The organism is Aureimonas phyllosphaerae (genome assembly GCF_047943035.1).
Lineage (GTDB): Bacteria > Pseudomonadota > Alphaproteobacteria > Rhizobiales > Rhizobiaceae > Aureimonas > Aureimonas phyllosphaerae.
Genome location: NZ_CP181348.1, coordinates 3,592,251 through 3,608,870, shown reverse-complemented (window position 1 = coordinate 3,608,870; position 16,620 = coordinate 3,592,251). Strand labels below are relative to the sequence as shown.

Annotated in this window: 16 protein-coding genes; 10 read left to right on the top strand and 6 right to left on the bottom strand. The window is 64.8% G+C overall.

Features of this window, described 5'->3' with window-relative positions:
- Positions 1-109 precede the first annotated feature (109 nt).
- The 4 genes from ACLNGM_RS17335 to ACLNGM_RS17320 form a co-directional block, all read right to left on the bottom strand.
- Positions 110-865: an SDR family NAD(P)-dependent oxidoreductase gene (locus ACLNGM_RS17335; RefSeq protein WP_416355874.1), complete on the bottom strand. Its 756-nt coding sequence runs from the start codon at positions 863-865 to the stop codon at positions 110-112.
- Positions 866-1,025: 160 nt separating this feature from the next.
- Positions 1,026-2,063: a Bug family tripartite tricarboxylate transporter substrate binding protein gene (locus tag ACLNGM_RS17330; RefSeq protein WP_416355873.1), complete on the bottom strand. Its 1,038-nt coding sequence runs from the start codon at positions 2,061-2,063 to the stop codon at positions 1,026-1,028.
- A 226-nt stretch (positions 2,064-2,289) separates the two neighbouring features.
- Positions 2,290-3,153: a fumarylacetoacetate hydrolase family protein gene (locus ACLNGM_RS17325; RefSeq protein WP_416355872.1), complete on the bottom strand. Its 864-nt coding sequence runs from the start codon at positions 3,151-3,153 to the stop codon at positions 2,290-2,292.
- 69 nt (positions 3,154-3,222) lie between these two features.
- Positions 3,223-4,062, bottom strand: a complete 840-nt coding sequence (locus tag ACLNGM_RS17320; RefSeq protein WP_416355871.1) for a hypothetical protein — start codon at positions 4,060-4,062, stop codon at positions 3,223-3,225.
- Between the two features lie 270 nt (positions 4,063-4,332).
- On the opposite strand from ACLNGM_RS17320, the gene ACLNGM_RS17315 reads away from it, so the two are divergent.
- Genes ACLNGM_RS17315 through ACLNGM_RS17305 form a run of 3 tightly spaced genes read left to right on the top strand, consistent with a single transcriptional unit; the run spans position 4,333 to position 7,463 of the window.
- On the top strand, positions 4,333-5,121 hold the full coding sequence (locus tag ACLNGM_RS17315; RefSeq protein WP_416355870.1) for an HpcH/HpaI aldolase family protein: 789 nt from the start codon (positions 4,333-4,335) through the stop codon (positions 5,119-5,121).
- Positions 5,118-6,005, top strand: coding sequence for an SDR family NAD(P)-dependent oxidoreductase (locus ACLNGM_RS17310; protein WP_416355869.1), 888 nt, complete (start codon positions 5,118-5,120; stop codon positions 6,003-6,005). The genes ACLNGM_RS17315 and ACLNGM_RS17310 overlap by 4 nt, the downstream gene beginning before the upstream one ends.
- Before the next feature lie 12 nt (positions 6,006-6,017).
- Positions 6,018-7,463, top strand: a complete 1,446-nt coding sequence (locus ACLNGM_RS17305) for an aldehyde dehydrogenase family protein (protein WP_416355868.1) — start codon at positions 6,018-6,020, stop codon at positions 7,461-7,463.
- A 13-nt stretch (positions 7,464-7,476) separates the two neighbouring features.
- Here ACLNGM_RS17305 and ACLNGM_RS17300 read toward each other — a convergent pair whose 3' ends face one another.
- Positions 7,477-8,442, bottom strand: coding sequence for a LysR family transcriptional regulator (locus ACLNGM_RS17300; RefSeq protein WP_416355867.1), 966 nt, complete (start codon positions 8,440-8,442; stop codon positions 7,477-7,479).
- A gap of 203 nt (positions 8,443-8,645) precedes the next feature.
- Between ACLNGM_RS17300 and ACLNGM_RS17295 the strand changes: the two genes are divergently transcribed.
- The 7 genes from ACLNGM_RS17295 to ACLNGM_RS17265 all read left to right on the top strand — a co-directional run bounded on the left by ACLNGM_RS17295 (position 8,646) and on the right by ACLNGM_RS17265 (position 15,435).
- Positions 8,646-9,626: a Bug family tripartite tricarboxylate transporter substrate binding protein gene (locus ACLNGM_RS17295; RefSeq protein WP_416355866.1), complete on the top strand. Its 981-nt coding sequence runs from the start codon at positions 8,646-8,648 to the stop codon at positions 9,624-9,626.
- A gap of 103 nt (positions 9,627-9,729) precedes the next feature.
- Positions 9,730-11,211, top strand: coding sequence for an aldehyde dehydrogenase (locus ACLNGM_RS17290; protein WP_416355865.1), 1,482 nt, complete (start codon positions 9,730-9,732; stop codon positions 11,209-11,211).
- Between the two features lie 43 nt (positions 11,212-11,254).
- Entirely contained in the window at positions 11,255-11,998 is a 744-nt protein-coding gene (locus ACLNGM_RS17285; RefSeq protein WP_416355864.1) for an SDR family NAD(P)-dependent oxidoreductase, read from the top strand.
- Positions 11,999-12,022: 24 nt separating this feature from the next.
- A complete protein-coding gene (locus tag ACLNGM_RS17280) occupies positions 12,023-12,484 on the top strand; it encodes a tripartite tricarboxylate transporter TctB family protein (RefSeq protein WP_416355863.1) in 462 nt (153 codons plus the stop codon).
- 10 nt (positions 12,485-12,494) lie between these two features.
- Positions 12,495-13,988, top strand: coding sequence for a tripartite tricarboxylate transporter permease (locus ACLNGM_RS17275; RefSeq protein ID WP_416355862.1), 1,494 nt, complete (start codon positions 12,495-12,497; stop codon positions 13,986-13,988).
- A 139-nt stretch (positions 13,989-14,127) separates the two neighbouring features.
- Entirely contained in the window at positions 14,128-14,427 is a 300-nt protein-coding gene (locus ACLNGM_RS17270; RefSeq protein ID WP_416355861.1) for a YciI family protein, read from the top strand.
- Between the two features lie 177 nt (positions 14,428-14,604).
- Positions 14,605-15,435, top strand: a complete 831-nt coding sequence (locus ACLNGM_RS17265) for an MBL fold metallo-hydrolase (RefSeq protein WP_416355860.1) — start codon at positions 14,605-14,607, stop codon at positions 15,433-15,435.
- Positions 15,436-15,720: 285 nt separating this feature from the next.
- Here the strand turns inward: ACLNGM_RS17265 and ACLNGM_RS17260 are convergent, their stop codons facing one another.
- Positions 15,721-16,584, bottom strand: coding sequence for an aldo/keto reductase (locus ACLNGM_RS17260; protein ID WP_416355859.1), 864 nt, complete (start codon positions 16,582-16,584; stop codon positions 15,721-15,723).
- Positions 16,585-16,620: the final 36 nt, after the last annotated feature.

Sequence of the window (16,620 nt, the reverse complement as noted above, 5' to 3'; positions counted from 1 at the left end):
ATTCAGGGACGCACGTCCCCGATGACCCACGCGGGCATCACGCCTCCCAGCAGTGCGCGAGATACAGGAGTCTCCCGGCGAGATGCCGGGGACCGTCTTCGGCTCGAAATCAGAGACAGGCGGTCTCGCCGCCGTCGACGGAGACAACCGCGCCGGTCATGTAGCTGGCATCGTCCGTCAGCAGGAACACGATCACGGCGGCGATCTCCTCGGGGTTGCCGATGCGACCGATGGGATGGGCCGCATTCATGCGTGCGACGGCTTCGGGATCCTTGAGCATGTATTCGACGAGAGGCGTCTTCGTCATGCCCGGAGCGACCGCGTTGACCCGGATGCCCAACGGTCCGAGTTCGGGCGACATCGATTTGGTGATGCCGGAGATCGCGAACTTGGAGGCGACGTAGGGCAGTCGGTTGGCGACACCCATCAGTCCCGCGCCCGACGAGATGTTGACGATGGCCCTCGGGTTCGCGTCCTCGTGCACCGCCCGGACGAAAGCCTGGCACATGTTGACCGTTCCGCCCAGGTTGACGGCGAGGACACGCTCCAGGTGATCCGGCTGCACGTCCATGACGTTCGCCACGCCAGTGATGCCGGCGCAGTTGACGAGGCCGTCGAGGCGACCGAACGAAGCGCGTTCCGCGGCGACGAGGTCGATGGCCGCCTTCTGGTCGCAGACGTTCAGGACCGCGCCCTTCACGCGGGAGTCGCCACCGAACTCGGACACGATCGCATCGACGCCCTTGTCGTTGGCGTCGAGGGCAAGGACATGCGCACCTTCCGAATGTAGGCGCCTCACGCAGGCGGCCCCGATGCCGCTGCCGGCACCGGTAACGATCACGGCTCGACCCTCGAACCTATTCATTCTCAGTCTCCATTCGGATGGGGTGCACGGACCACCGCGGGAAATGCATCCAAGGTGCGGCGTGCGACTTCGTCGAAGTATGGGGCCCGCCGGGGAGGGCAGGCGGACCCCGACGACAGATCGGAAACAGCCGGCCGATCGGCCGGCGAGCCGACCGTCGTCAGTTCTGCAGGCTGATGCCCAGATCCTTGATCAAGGGCTGCAGCACGGCCTTGTCTGCCTGCCAACGGTCGGCGAACGTCTTGGGATCGCTCGCCGGCATTCCGAGGCCGAGTTCGGCGTATCGCGCCTTGACCGCATCGTCCTTCAGCGCGAACGCGAGTGCATCGCTCAACCGGGCGACGACGTCGTCGGGGGTCTTTGCCGGAACCACCATGCCCTGCCATGCCCCGGCCGAGAAGCTGGGGACGCCCTGCTCGGCGATCGTCGGGAGGTCGGGAGCCGCGGGAAGCCGCTTCTCGGAGAGCGTGGCGAGAGCCTTGATGCCGCCGGAACGGATCATCTCGCGAGCCGTGGTGTAGTCGATGACGATGCTCGGGACCACGCCGGCCAGAACGTCGTTCAAGGCCGGAGCCATGCCACGGTAGGGGATGTGTTCCAGCTTCAGGTCGGCGGCCCGTGCCAACCGCTCCATGGCGAGGTGCAGCGGCGATCCGATGCCGGGGCTGGCGTACGGCAACGGGTCGGGCGAGTTGCGCGCCTGCTCGATGAACTCCGCGACGCTGTTGATCGGCTGGTCCTTGCCCACGGCAAGAAGGATGTTGATCTCGGCGTAGAGTCCGACCGGGCGGAAGTCGCGATCCGGATCGTACTGCAGGTTGTTATAGGCCACCGGGTTGATGACCAGCGTTCCGTTGTCCACCGCCATGACGGTCTGCCCGTCGGGAGCCGACTGGGCGAGGGCGGTGGCACCGACGGCGCTACCTGCACCGGGGCGATTGTCGACGATGATGGTCTTGTCGATCTTGCCCGCGAGCGGGCCGGCCAGCAGTCGTGCGATCGCGTCGGTCGATCCGCCAGGCGGGTATCCGACGATCCAGCGGAGCTGACCCGATCCACCGGCGGCAAGGGCAGAGCCTCCCGCCAGCGAGGCCGCGCCGAGGGCGAGGCTACCAAGTAGCATCTCCCGCCTGTTCATAAACATACTCGTCATCGCGGTCTTCCTCCCTCCGGGCCCTCTAGAGGCGTCCGGCTCCATTTGTTCGTTGTATGAACTGCTTGCGCTTGCTCGTCCGATGTCTCGGATCTTCTTGCGTGCTCGAGCGGATGCTATCTGCCCGATCCCATCTCCGACAGAGTTCTCGAGGCGGGTATATAAGTTTTCTTATATCCGGGGCAGGCAGAGGCTCCGAAGCTGGATTCCCGGAAGTCGGGCGAGGGATCGACTCCGTCGCCCGAATTGGAGCAGGCGCTCGGATCGCCCCTTAGGCGAAGTCGTTGCTGAGCGTGCCGATCCCCGAAACGGAGATCTCGACTCGATCGCCGCCCCTGAGGAAACGCGGCGGATCGAAGCCAATGCCGACTCCGGCAGGTGTGCCGGTGGCCAGGACGTCGCCGGGCTGCAGTGTGAGACCTGCCGAGATCGCGGCGATCAGCTGCGGGATCTTGAAGATCAGGTCGGTGGTGTTGGCCTGCTGCCGGACCTCGCCGTTGACCCGGCATTCGATGTCGAGGTTCTGGCCGTCGATCTCGTCCGCGGTCACGATCCAAGGACCCATCGGACAGAACGTGTCGAGGCCCTTGCCGGCGAACCACTGCTTGTGCCGCTTCTGGCGGTCCCGAGCCGTGACGTCGTTGACGATCGTGTAACCCCAGACGTGCTCCATGGCGTTCGCCTCGGAGATGTTGCGTCCTGGACGCCCGATGATCACTGCGAGTTCGGCCTCGTAGTCGACGGCCTGCGTCGCCTCTGGGTGCATCTCGACCGTGTCGCCCGGTCCGCAGACGGTGCTGGGAGGCTTCGAGAAGATGGCGGGGTACTCGTCGATCTCCTGGCCCTTGACCGCTCCGGCCTCGAAGCCGCTACCGGCGAACTCCTTGGCGTGCGCGTAGTAGTTCTTGCCGACGCAAAAGATGTTTCGTTCCGGAACGATGGGGGCGAGGATCCTGACGTCGGAGAGCGCGATCGCTTCGGAAGTCCCGGAAGCGGGCGATGTACCTTCGACAGACCTGCGGATGAGGTCCGCGACCGTGCCGATGGAGGATTCCACGGGGCTGACGGTCGCGTTCGCCTCGTCGACGATACCGATCCGGACGCTACCGTCCTTGGAGAATCTAGCAACTTTCATGGGGTTCTCTCGTCGCGAGCGCCCGGCGTTCGGCCGATGGGGCCGCACGCCGGGACGAGGCGACCTCGGTTAGAACTTCGGGAGACGGACGGAGAGGAACAGGGCGTCCTCGGACGCCTGGATCCGGCTCGGCGCGTCCTCGGGCAGCAGCTCGATGGCGGTCTGGGGGCCGTAGTCCTGACCGTCGACCGAGATCCTGCCCTCGCTGAGGAAGAGCACCTCGATCGCGTCACGCGTTCCGGTGTCGAGGGTCGCGCCGGCGTCCACCTTGATGAAACCGATCCGCGTCTCGCGTTCGGTGAAGACGCCGAGGGTCTTGGTCGCGACGCCGGGCGCCTTAGAGGCAACCCACTCGCTGGCCTCGGGCTCCATCATGATGACGTCGTCGTAGCGCGGGGTCGCGAAGGTCAGCTTCCGCCCTGTCGCCTCCTCGACGCAGGCTGCGGAACCATCCATGTTGTGCTTGCCGCCCTTCTCGTCGAACCACGTGAAGACGCCGTTCGCGAAGGTTCCCTTCTTCTTGAGTGCCTCGTTCGCGGCCTCTCGCTTGGCGACGCTCAGGAAGCCTTCTCCGCTGGCGCCTCCGAACTGGATCACCATCATCTCGAGGCCCTCGGGCCGATCCTGCGGGCCGTAGTGGACGCTCTCCGGGAAGTATGCGACCGAGCCTTCCTTCATGACCTTATGCGGCGAGACGGGATAGCTGCCCTTCAGCACGTAGCGGATCTGGTCGAAGTTGTGCCGGTGACGCGGCGTGCCCCAGCCGCCCGAGCCGGTCTTGCCGACGTTCAGGAGGTAGTTGTTCGGGCTATTGTCGTCGCCGGTCAGCAGGAACTTCTGATCGAGCTTGCCGTCGCGCATGCTGCCGACGGCCGCACCGTCTGCCTTCGCTGCCTCGGAAATACGCATGGTCTCCTCCTCGGGTGTGTCGAAATCGGATGCAACGAACTCTTAGAGGACCGACGTCCGACCGAAAATCCTCGCTCGGATCGAGGTATAGATAAATTTATAGGGCCGGACGGGCAGCATTCGTCTTCGGTTGATTCCGCACCCTGCTCCCTTCAACTTGCAGTGCCGGAAGTGATCGACGCCCCGTGCTCCGCCGATGTGCGGTGCCGACTTGGGCCGCGTCGTTCGTGGTGAGGATGTTCCTCCGGCAACTCGCGGGAGACCTTGACCTTGTCCAAGATCGGATCCGGTTCGCCGAACCCGTTGCTGTCGAAGATGGCTGCCGGGGAACTTGCCGTCGGAATGATCGTGCGCCTCGTCCGGGGCGTGGAGATCGTGGCGATCGCCAAGACGGCAGGTTTCGACTGCCTGTTCATCGATCAGGAGCACAACAGCTTCTCGCTCGAGACGATCTCGCAGATCTGCATCGCCAGCAACCTGACCGGGATGACCGCGTTGGTGCGCGTCGCCGATGCGGGCCACGCTTCGATCGCCCGTGCGCTCGAATGCGGTGCTACCGGCATCATCGTTCCTCAGATCGAGACCCCGGAGGCCGCGGCTGAGGTCGTCAGGGCGGCGAAGTTTCCCCCTCATGGAACACGTTCGATCGCTCCCTGCCTGCCTGCGCTCGACTTCAGACCCACCCCGGCCGAAGAGGCGATGGCCGCGATCAACGAACGCACGATGGTGATCGTGATGATCGAGTCGACCGATGCACTCGCCCGCGTCGGCGACATTGCTGCCGTCCCCGGCGTCGACATGCTCCTCGTCGGCGCCAACGATCTCGCCAATGCCCTCGGCGTGCCGGGGCAGATCGGGCACCCGACGGTCCGCGACGCCTTCGGGCAGGTCGCCGCCGCCTGTGCGGCCAACGGCATCCATCTCGGTGTCGGGGGACTGGGCGGGCAGCCTGAAGTCGCACGCGAGATGATCGCGCTCGGCGCTCGCTACGCGACCGCCGGCGCCGACGTCACATTCTTCACGAACGCCGCCATCGCGCACGCAAGGAAGTTCAAATGACCACCGTGAGCAACGGGCTCGGAGCCGAGCCGACAAGAAGCCCCTCGAACGGGGTCCCCGTGGCCAACGAGATCTTCGTTCAGCTGCCGCAGGATTCCGGCGTGCCGGAGTGGGGGCGGGACTTCAGCGTCGTCGATCGGGTCGTGATCGTCACCGGGGCGGGACAGGGCATCGGGCGTGAACTTGCCCGGCAGTTCGCAGCAGCCGGCGCCGTTCCGATCGTGGCCGACCTCAACGTCGAGAAGGCCCGCCAGGTGCGTGACGAGATCGTTGCGCAGGGTGGGCGTGCCAGCGCCGTCGAGGTCGACATCGCCGACCCGAAGTCGGTCGAGGCCCTCGTCTCCGCAACCGTTGCCGAGCACGGTCGCATCGACGTCCTGATCAACAACGCCGCGATGTTCGCCACCCTCGATAAGCGTCAGTTCGAGGCGATCCCGCTCGAGGAATGGGATCGGGTCATCCGCGTAAACGTCACTGGACCGTTCCTCTGCGCCAGGGCCGTCGCTCCCGTCATGCGAGCGGCCGGCTGGGGGCGGATCATCAACATCTCCTCGGACGCCGTTCCGAAGGGCGTGAAGAACTACCTCCACTACGTCGCGTCGAAGTCGGCCATGATCGGAATGTCGAACGCGATGGCACGCGAATTGGGCGCCGACGGGATCAACGTGAATTGCGTACGCCCCGGACCGGTCGCTACGGAGGTCGACCGCACGGTCAATCCGACGCCGGAACTCCGGCGTCTGCAGTTGTCCCATCAGTGCATACAACGCGGGATGATCCACACCGACCTCGTCGGGCTGATGCTCTTCCTGTCGACGCCCGCGTCGGGATTCATCACTGGACAAACGATCGCCTGCGACGGCGGCTACACCCACAGCAGCTGAGGAGCGGACACCATGCGTCATTACGAAGGTGTGTTCGTCGACGGTGTCTGGCGGCCTTCCGAACGTCGCCGCGAACTCGTTGATCCTTCGAACGGCCGACCGTTCGCGACGGTCGGGCTCGGCGGAGCCGAGGAGACGAATGCGGCCGTCGCCGCGGCACGGCGGGCGTTCCAGGAGTTCTCCGAGACGACCGTCGCCGAGAGGCTCGACCTGCTGAACCGGATCGCCGCGGCCTACGAGCCTCGGATGGACGAGTTGGCGGACATGATCGCCGAGGAGATGGGTTCACCCGTGTCGGCGAGGGTACAGGTCGAGGGACCTCTCGCGCATTTCCGCCAGGCCGGGAAGGTGCTGGAGGCGTACGACTTCGAGACGCGGATCGGCGAGACGATCGTCCGGCGCGAGGCGATCGGCGTGTGCGCCCTGATTTCCCCCTGGAACTGGCCGATCCAGACGCTCGCCGTGAAGATGGCCTATGCGTTGGCCGCTGGCTGCACGGTCGTGTGCAAGCCGAGCGAGGCGACACCTTTGGGGGCGATCGTCCTGACCCGTATCCTTCACGACGCCGGCGTTCCGGCGGGCGTCGTCAATCTCGTCGTCGGCAGCGGACGGACGGTAGGAGAGGCGATGACAGCCCATCCGGACGTCGATCTCGTGTCGTTCACGGGGTCGACGGAGGCAGGAGCAAGGGTCGGGCAGGTCGCCGCCCAGACCATCAAGCGGGTTTCCCTCGAACTGGGCGGCAAGTCCGCGAACATCGTGCTTCCCGACGCGGACGTCGCGCAGGCGGCTCGCTGGAACATACAGCGATGCTTCTTCAATGCCGGGCAGTCCTGTCATGCGCCGAGCCGACTGCTCGTACCGCGGACCAGGATGGAGGAGGCGATCGATGGGATACTGGACGAGGTCGGCCGGATCCGTATGGGCGATCCACGCGATCCTTCCACGACGATGGGGCCGATGGTGACGAAGGCGCACTACGACAGCGTCCGTCGCTACATCAGGACCGGATTGGAGGAGGGCGCGACGCTCATCTGTGGGGGGCTGGAGCCGCCGGAAGGACTTTCGGACGGTGCGTATGTGCGGCCGACGGTGTTCGGCGACGTCACGCCCGACATGGCGATCGCGAGAGAGGAAATCTTCGGTCCCGTGCTTGCGGTCATGCCCTACGACGACGAGGACGAGGCCGTCGAGATCGCGAACGAGAGTCCGTTCGGGCTCGCGGGATACGTCTTCAGCGCCGATCCCGAGCGTGGATATGCGGTCGGCAGGAGACTTCGGGCTGGACGCGTCTTCTACAACGGTGCCCCCGCGAACGCCGCTTCGCCGATGGGAGGCTACAAGCAGTCGGGGAACGGCCGTGAGATGGGGATCTTCGGGCTTGAGGAATACCTCGAGACCAAGGCCGTCTTCGGCTTCTCGGAGAGGTCTCGGGCCCTGCCTTCTCTGGTGCGCTGAACGCCCGACCGCGTCAGGCCGCGGTCTCGACGGGCCGCGGCGGTGCGAGAGCGTCGCTGCTGGCCATCTCCTGGCCGACGGCGCCTATGATCGTCACGAGTTCGCGGCTCGGCTCGTCGAGCTGGAAGCCTTCGCGGAAGAAGACCGCGATGTTGCGGTCCAGCGCTGTGTCCGTCACGTCCAGTCGACACAGACGCCCGTCCTCGAGTTCGGCCCGGACGGCGTGGACGGGGAGCACCGCGAGGTGGTCGCCGTTCATGAGAAGCGCCTTCAGGAGTCCGACCGATCCGCAGACGGTCATCTGTTCCGGCGTCGATAGGCCTTCCTTCCTCAGAACGGCATCGAGGATGACGTGCGAGCGGCGGGCGGTCGGACAGACCCAGGGGTACTGGATCAGCGTGGCCCAGTCGGGCTGCCTGACGGAAGCCAGGGGGTGGTCTGCGCGTGCAACGACATAGAGCTTGTCGCGGAACAGCACTCTCTGCCGCAGCCCGCTCTCGAGATCGTAGCATTCCGTGAAGCCGATCACGAAGTCGAACTCACGCCGGAGAAGCCCCGTCAGAAGGTCGATCTGCGGAACCTCCACGATCTGCAGTTCGCGATCTGGGTGAATGTGCCTCCATTTCTCGAGAGCAACGGCCATCAGCGAACTCGCCAGGCTGGGCAGGCTTCCGATCCGGATCACGACCGGTGTGCCGTCCCTGGCGTTCATGAGCGCACGCTTGACCAGCCCGATCTCGTCGCGGATGAGCCGGGCGTGGCAGTACAGCACTTCGCCTGCAGCCGTCGGGACGATGCCTGCAGGCCCACGCTCCAGGACCTGGACGCCGATCTCCTCTTCGAGGCGCTTCATCGATGTCGACAAAGCCGGCTGGGTGACCTCGAGCGCCTTCGCGGCGCTGTTGAGGCTCCCGTGCTCGATGATGGTCGCGAGGAACAGCAACTTCTTGGGGTCGATCGTCATGCGATCGGACGACATGGCACTCTCCCGAAGCGAGCCTATCCGCCGGCATGAATGGTCGCCCGATCCCCGGCTCGCATGGGGTAACGCTAGCACGATATAATGCCGTTTTATACCCTCGTCCTGTCAGGCGGCATCGTCGGTAGCATCGCGGAGTCGATGCCAATAAGACTCAACTGACTGGTGCCGTTTGGAGGCGGTTCCATTTCTGGGAGGAAAACATGATCACGCGCAGAAGCTTCCTTCTGAGTGCAGCCGCCGTCGCGATGCTGGCCCCCGGCTCGATTCGACTTGCCGATGCTCAGGACAACTATCCGAACCGTCTGGTCACGTTCATCATCGGCAATGCGCCCGGCGGAGACGACGACACCTTGAGCCGCTTCCTCGCGGAGGAAATCCGTGAGGATCTCGGGCAGACGATCATCGTCGAGAACCGCGGTGGCGGCGCTACGACGGTCGCTGGCCAGGTGGTCGCTTCGTCCGATCCTGATGGATACCGTCTGCTGTGCCTGACGACGTCGGGCATCGTGCAGACCGTACTGCGCGACAACCTCCCGTACGACCTCGATGCGTTCTCTCCCGTCATCGGGATCGGCGGCTACCCGATGGCGCTCGTCGTCTCGGCGCAGTCGGACATCAAGACGATGGACGACCTCGTCGCCAAGGCGAAATCCGCCGATGGCGTCACCTATGCGAGTGCCGGCGCCGGAACCCTTGCCCATCTCACGGCGGTCCGCTTCATCAACGAGATCGGCGGCAATGGAGTTCACGTCTCCTACCGGAACAATCCGGAGGGACTGCAGGCGTTGACGGGTGGGTTCACCGAGATCATGTTCCCATCCGCCCGCGAGGCCGCCGTCCTTGCCGGCAACGGCGGCATCCGCGTCTTGGGTGTCACGTCGGCCCAGCGTACGGCCAACCTTCCCGACGTCCCCACGATGACGGAACTCGGCTACCCAGACATCGACAGTACCCTCTGGTACGGATACATGGCACCGGCCGGCACCCCGGACGCGGTCGTGCAGCGTCTCTTCGGTGCGATCCAGAAGGGCGTCCAGAGCGCCTCCTTCCGCGACAAGTTCGGGCCTCTCTCTTTCCAGGAGAACATCCTGACCGGACCGGAACTCAAGGACTTCATGACCACTCAGGCCAGCCGTTGGCAGAAGGTCATTCAGGACAACGGCGTTCGGTTCACCGACTGATCCGACCATCGTGACACCCCATCAAGAGGCACGGCCCGAAGCCCTGCGCTGCTGCGCGGGGTGCGCGGCGCCCTGCCGCCGACAGGACCGGAAGGCATCGTCCATGCAGAACTACCAGATGTTCATCGGCGGCGTGTTCGCCGACGCCTCGGACGGCGAGACGCTCGAGACCGTCGACCCGTTCCGGGGAGACGTCTGGGCCCGAATTCCTCGCGCCCGTTCCAAGGACGTCGACGATGCCGTCCGAGCGGCTCGAGAAGCGCTCGAGACGGGTCCATGGGCAACGATCACGGGCACGGAGCGCGGAAAGTACCTGTCCGCGCTCGCGGACCTGATCGAACGGAATCGGGATCGCCTTGCGGAGATCGAGACCCGCGACAATGGCAAGCTCCTTCGCGAGACGCGGGGGCAGCTCGGGGGCGTCGCCGAGTGCTGGCGATACTACGGTGGTCTTGCCGACAAGATCGAGGGGCGTTCGATCCCGCTCGGTAAGGCTGACACGATCTCCTTCACCACCAGGGAGCCGATCGGAGTGGTGGCAGCCCTTACGGCCTGGAACTCTCCGCTCTGGTTCACGGCGGTCAAGTGTGCCCCGGCTCTTGCGGCAGGGTGCACCGTGGTCGTGAAGCCCTCCGAGTTCGCCTCGGCCAGCACGCTCGAGTTCGCCGAACTCGTGCGACAGGCGGGCCTGCCGGACGGTGTGTTCAACGTCGTCACGGGACTTGGGCAGGAAGCGGGTGCGGCGCTGGTCGAGCATCCCGACGTCGCCAAGATCACGTTCACGGGCTCCGACAGCACGGGCGCACGAGTCTACGAGACGGCGGCCCGATCTATGAAGCGGGTGTCGCTCGAACTGGGTGGGAAGTCGCCCAACATCGTGTTCGCGGACGCCGATCTGGATCTGGCCGCCGCAGGTGCGGTCTCCGGCATCTTCGGGGCCTCTGGGCAGATGTGCACGGCGGGATCGAGACTCCTGGTCCAGCGATCCGTCATGGAGGAGTTCAGCGGACGGCTCCTCGAATTGGCACGGCGGATCCGGCTCGGCGACCCGATGGATCCAGAGACCGACGTCGGCCCGATCTCCACTCCACCTCAGTTCCGAAAGGTCATGGAATACCTCGCCGTGGCCGAGGCGGACGGCGCTCGTTGCATCCTCGGTGGCCGAGCCGCCGAGGCTCCGAACCTCACCGGCGGGCAGTTCGTCGAGCCGACGATCCTGGCCGACGTGTCGAACTCGATGCGCATCGCCCAGGAGGAGGTCTTCGGACCGATCCTTTCGATCATCGGCTTCGACACCGAGGAGGAAGCGATCCGCATCGCCAACGACACGCAGTACGGGCTCGTCGCAGGCGTATGGACCGGCAACATGGCCAGAGCCGTCCGGATGTCGAAGGCACTCCATGTCGGGACCGTCTGGATCAACACGTACCGGGCCTACAGCTACATGGTGCCGTTCGGCGGCATGAAGCATTCCGGGCTGGGCCGCGAGGGCGGCATCGAAGCCGTGGACGAATTTCTTGAAACGAAGAACGTCATGATCTCGACCGCCGAGACGGCGCCGAGCAATCCCTTCGTGATGCGGTGACGATCTTCTCGAAGGTCCCGATATCCCGTCGGAGGAAAGCGCGATGAACGACACCACTCCCCATACGTCAGTCCCGCGCCTGAAGGGCCGGCGCATCCTGGTGACCGGCGCAGGCTCCGGCATCGGTCGGGCGACCGTCGAACTCTTCGCGTCGGAAGGGGCGCTCGTCGCGCTTCTGGATCGCGACGCAGGCGCCGCCAGCGAACTGGCGCGTACCATCGGGGGACATGTGGTGCAGGCCGACATCGTCGACGAGACGCAGGTCGAGGCCGCCGTCAGGAAGGCCGAAGGGTTGCTCGGCGGGATCGACGGGCTCGTCAACGCCGCTGGCATCATGGCGACCGGCAACGTGAACGAGATGCCGGTCGAGACATGGCGCCGGGTCGTCGAAGTCAACCTGATCGGAACGTACCTCGTCACCCGCAGCTGCGTGCCGGCGTTGCAGGCCGCATCCGACGCGACCGTCGTGAACATCGCCTCCGCTCAGGGACTTCTTCCAAACGCGCCGGGGCACACCGCATACGCGGCATCTAAAGGCGGTGTGGTCAACCTGAGCCGGGCTCTCGCGGCCGAACTGGCACCGCGGGTCCGTGTCAATACCGTATGCCCCGGTATGGTCGACACGCCCATGGCCGACGGCCACCGTGCGAACGTGACGAACTACGCGCTGAAGCGCATCGCCACGCCCGCCGAGATCGCCCAGGCCATTCTCTTCCTGACGAGCCGTGAGTCGTCCTACGTGACCGGAGCCGCGCTGGCGGCCGATGGCGGACGCTCCTTCCACTGAACCCCTCACCCCGCAGGCGACAGCATGGCGAAGAACATCAACGTACGGGACGTGACGGCGGGTCTACTACTTCTCGTCCTTACCGCCTGCGGTCTCTACCTGAACCTCGACCATACGGTCGGAACGGCGAGCCGCATGGGGCCCGGCTACATGCCTCTCGTCGTATTCCTGGCTCTTGGGGGGCTCGGTGCTGCGGTCCTCATCACCGGATTCTTCGGCGAGCCGGCCGCCATCGAGGACATCGCCTGGCGGAAGGTCGCGCTGATCGTCGCCTCGCTCGTCGCCTTCGGACTTCTCCTCGAGGATCTCGGGATGGCGGTCGCGACGATCGTCCTGGTCGTCCTCAGTGGTCTTGCGGATTCGGATCAGACACCGAAGGGCATCGCCGCACTGACCGTAGCCCTGGTCGCGATCTGCTGGGTCGTCTTCGCCTGGGGACTGCGCATCAACGTACCGTTCCTTCCTCCATTCCTGACCAACGGTTGAGGAGGCCGACATGATCGACAATCTCGCGCTCGGCCTCTCGGTCGCCTTCACCTTCAACAACCTCACGTTCGCGTTCTTCGGCTGCCTCATCGGCACCGCCATCGGCGTACTTCCGGGAATCGGCCCGGTTGCGACGATCTCCCTGCTGCTGCCCCTGACGTTCGGACTGGATCCGATCACGTCGATGATCATGCTCGCGGGCATCTACTACGGTGCCCAGTATGGTGGTTCGACCTCCGCCATCCTTCTTAATCTGCCGGGGGAGGTCACCGCCATCGTCACGACCCTGGAGGGGCACAAGATGGCTCGCGCCGGACGGGCCGGTGCAGCCTTGGCCGTGGCAGCGCTGGGTTCCTTCTTCGCCGGAACGGTCGCGACGCTCGTCGTCGCGATGGCCGGACCTCTGCTGACCTCCGTCGCTATGAGGTTCGGCCCCGCCGAATACTTCTCGCTGATCCTCCTCGGCCTGGTCGTCGCCACGGTCCTTGCCCAGGGCAACCTCTTCAAGTCGCTCGCCATGATCGTCCTGGGCGTTGCCCTGGGTCTGGTCGGAACCGACCTCCAGAGCGGACAGATCCGCTTCACCCTCGGGTTCAGTCAGCTCTTCGAGGGCGTCGGGTTCGTGCCGCTGGCGATGGGACTCTTCGGCATCGCCGAGATCATCCGGAACCTGGAGAACCCGGAGAACCGTTCCGGCTCCGTGGCGCGGGTGGGCAAGCTGTGGCTGACGAAGGAGGAGTTCTCGCGCTCCGTCCCTTCCGTGTTGCGCGGCACGGCGCTCGGTTCCATCCTCGGTGTCCTGCCGGGTGGCGGTCTCGCGTTGTCGACCTTCGCCGCCTACATGCTCGAACGAAAGGTCTCGAAGCACCGCGACGAGTTCGGGAAGGGGGCCATCGAGGGTGTCGCCGGGCCGGAAAGCGCCAACAACGCCGCGTCGCAGACGTCCTTCATTCCCATGCTGACCCTTGGCATCCCGGCCAACGCTGTCATGGCGCTGATGATCGGCGCCATGATGATCCAGGGCATCCAGCCGGGCCCGCGCATGATGGAGGAGCAGCCGACGCTGTTCTGGGGTCTGATCGCCAGCATGTGGATCGGCAATTTGATGCTCCTCGTCATCAATCTGCCCCTGATCGGCGTCTGGGTGTCCCTTCTGAAGGTGCCCTACAAGTACCTCTATCCGGCGATCTTGGTGTTCTGCGCGATCGGCGCCTACTCGGTGAACAACTCGGTCTTCGACGTCTACCAGATGGTCCTGTTCGGTGTCGTCGGCTACCTCCTGATCAAGCTGGACTTCGAGGCCGCGCCGCTTCTGATCGGCTTCGTCCTCGGACCGATGCTGGAGGAGTACCTGAAGCGGACGCTGGTCCTGTCCCGAGGCGACGCCATCGTGTTCCTCGAGCGTCCGATCAGCGCGGCCTTCCTGGCGATCGCGGCCCTGGCCCTCGTCGCGATGGTTCTACCCAAGGTTCGCCGCAAGAAGGACCAGGCGCTCGCCGAGTGATCCCTCGGTCCAACGAGCCGCAACCGATCCCGTCCTTCTCGTTTCGCACGCAACCGAGAGGACTCGACCCCCACCATGCGTCCCGGCGACGTCGGGAGCAGGAAAGACCTCGAACCCTGTCACACAAAAGGAATCCAGCATGCCGTACGTGATCCGCTACACCGACAACGAAGGAACGGTCGAGAAGCGCAAGGGGCTGCGCCCCATCCACCTCGAGTACATGATCGCGAACGCTCACCGCGTGATCGCCAGCGGTGGTCTCTTCACCGACGATGGTGAGGGCTACAACGGCGGCCTGATCATCCTCGACACGGACGACAGGCAGGAGGCGGTCGACTTCATCGAGAACGACCCGTTCTTCAAGAACGGCATCTTCTCGAACTACAGCGTGAATCGCTGGAAGAAGGCAATCTTCGACTACAAGCGCATCACGATCTGACGAAACCGGTGGCTGGACCCCGCGCATCGGTTCGCTCTTGGCAAGCGAGCAGGTGCGCGGGGTCCCGAGCATCTCCGGACATTCGGAGGATGCCTCCGGCGCGCCCGAGGCAGCGGGTTACGCGAGTGGACCGGCAGCACCGATCGTTTCCGCGGTCGCAGGACGAGGACGACGAAGTTGGCGAGGTTCACCCGTTTCACAGTCGGCGACGTCGAGGTCTTCGTCCTCTCGGCGGGGCCACTGCCGATCGGAACGCCGGATGCCGTGTTCGCGCCGCTTCCCGGCCCATGGGAACATCTCGATGGGCTTGAACCAGGAGAGCAAGTCGTCGTCCCCCAGAATGTACTCGCGTTGAGGCGGGGGAATCAAATTGCGCTTCTCGACACGGGAAGTTCCGACGACGATGTTCCCGGCTCGCCGCTGGAACTCGCGCTGAACGAGGCGGGGCTGAGACGTGACGCGGTGGATACGATCCTGCTCAGCCATGCACATCGAGACCACGTGGGTGGTATCCTGTGCTCCGATGGCTCGCTCCGCTTTCCGTCGGCCAAGATTCATCTCCATTCCGCGGATCTCGACTTCTGGCTATCGGACGAGCGTATGGGCACACCGCGAGAGCGATCCGCCCGAGAGGCACAGCGCACGCTCGGCCCTCATCGCGACCGCATCCGCACGTTCGAGGATGGACAGGAGCCGTTTCCCGGAGTCGTCGTCATCCACACACGCGGTCACACGCCCGGACACTCGAGCTTCATGGTCTCGTCCGGCGGCCAATCCCTCTTCGTTGCCGGCGATATCATCCATCATCGCTGCCAGTTCGACTTTCCGGACATCGGAATGCGCTTCGACGTCGAGATGGAGGAGGGGACAAGGATGCGTCAGCGGCTTCTCGATCACCTCGCGACGGCCTCCACTCCCGCATACTTCTATCATCTGCCGGCGACACATCCGGTTCGGGTGGAGCGTCTCGGTTCAGGATCCGGGTTCGTGCCGGTTGAGTACCGTTGAACTGAATTCGAGACGCAGAGACGATCGAAGCGGGCAGCGTAAATGCTGGCTTGGTCAGTAGACCGACCGTGCCATGGCCATCGTCGGGTCTTCATCCTCTCGACAACGTGGCACTGGCAAAGTGCGAGCCGGCATCATTGGGCCGGTACGGACGCCGCCGTCGACGACGCATGTCGACCACGACGCCTCGACGATCGGCGAAGCCCGACATCCGGGAAGCGGAGGCCGGACCGTCTGCCTCCGCTCCGTCACCACGGCGAGCCTGAAATCTAGGAGCCCCGTTCTCTAGTCGCCCAGGCGAAAGACCGGGAAATGGCTCGCATCCCCATAGTCCTTGATGCGTTCGGCATTCTCCAGGATCGCCATGTCCTCCGACGAGATCTCGAAATCGACCGAGGCGTTGGAGCGCATGTGTTCCGGGTTTGCCGTCTTGGGAAGCGGCAGAAGGCCGAGTTGGAGACAATAGCGGATGCAGAGCTGCGGGATGCCGACACCATAGGCTTCCGCCATAGCGGCAAGGTCCCCGTTCCGCAGGAGATTGCCATGGGCCACCGGCGAGTACGCCTCGACGAGGATATCCTTGCTCCGCGCATATCGTATGAGATCGAAGGGCGTGTTGCCGACGTGGGCCAGGACCTGATTGACCATCGGCTTGAGCGCGCCGTTCTCGATGATGTTGTCGAGATCGACCGCCTCGAAATTCGATACGCCGATGGCCCGGATCTTCCCCGACCGGTAAGCCTCCTCGAGCGCTCGCCAAACCTCGAGATTGCCCTCGAAGTGATGGTCACCGCTGCGGAAACCGGACCAGGGCTGAGGGCTGTGAATGAGCATCAGATCGATGTGGTCGAGACCCAGCGCCGCGAGCGAGCCGTCGATGCTCGCCACTGCCCCGCGATAGTCCTTGATGTCGGCACCGACCTTCGTCGTCACGAAGATCTCCTCTCTCGGCCGCCCGGCAGCTCGGACGCCTTCTCCGACTCCGCGTTCGTTCCCGTAGGCCTGCGCCGTATCGATATGACGATAACCTAGCGCAATCGCCTCTCGAACGGCATGCGCCACCTCGTCGTCGCCGATGCGCCAGGTGCCGAGCCCGAGCTTCGGTATGGTGACCCCGTTGTGGAGTTCAAAGGTCGTGGTCGATGTCATGATCGCCTTCTCTCGCTATCGGTACGGCGGGTTGGC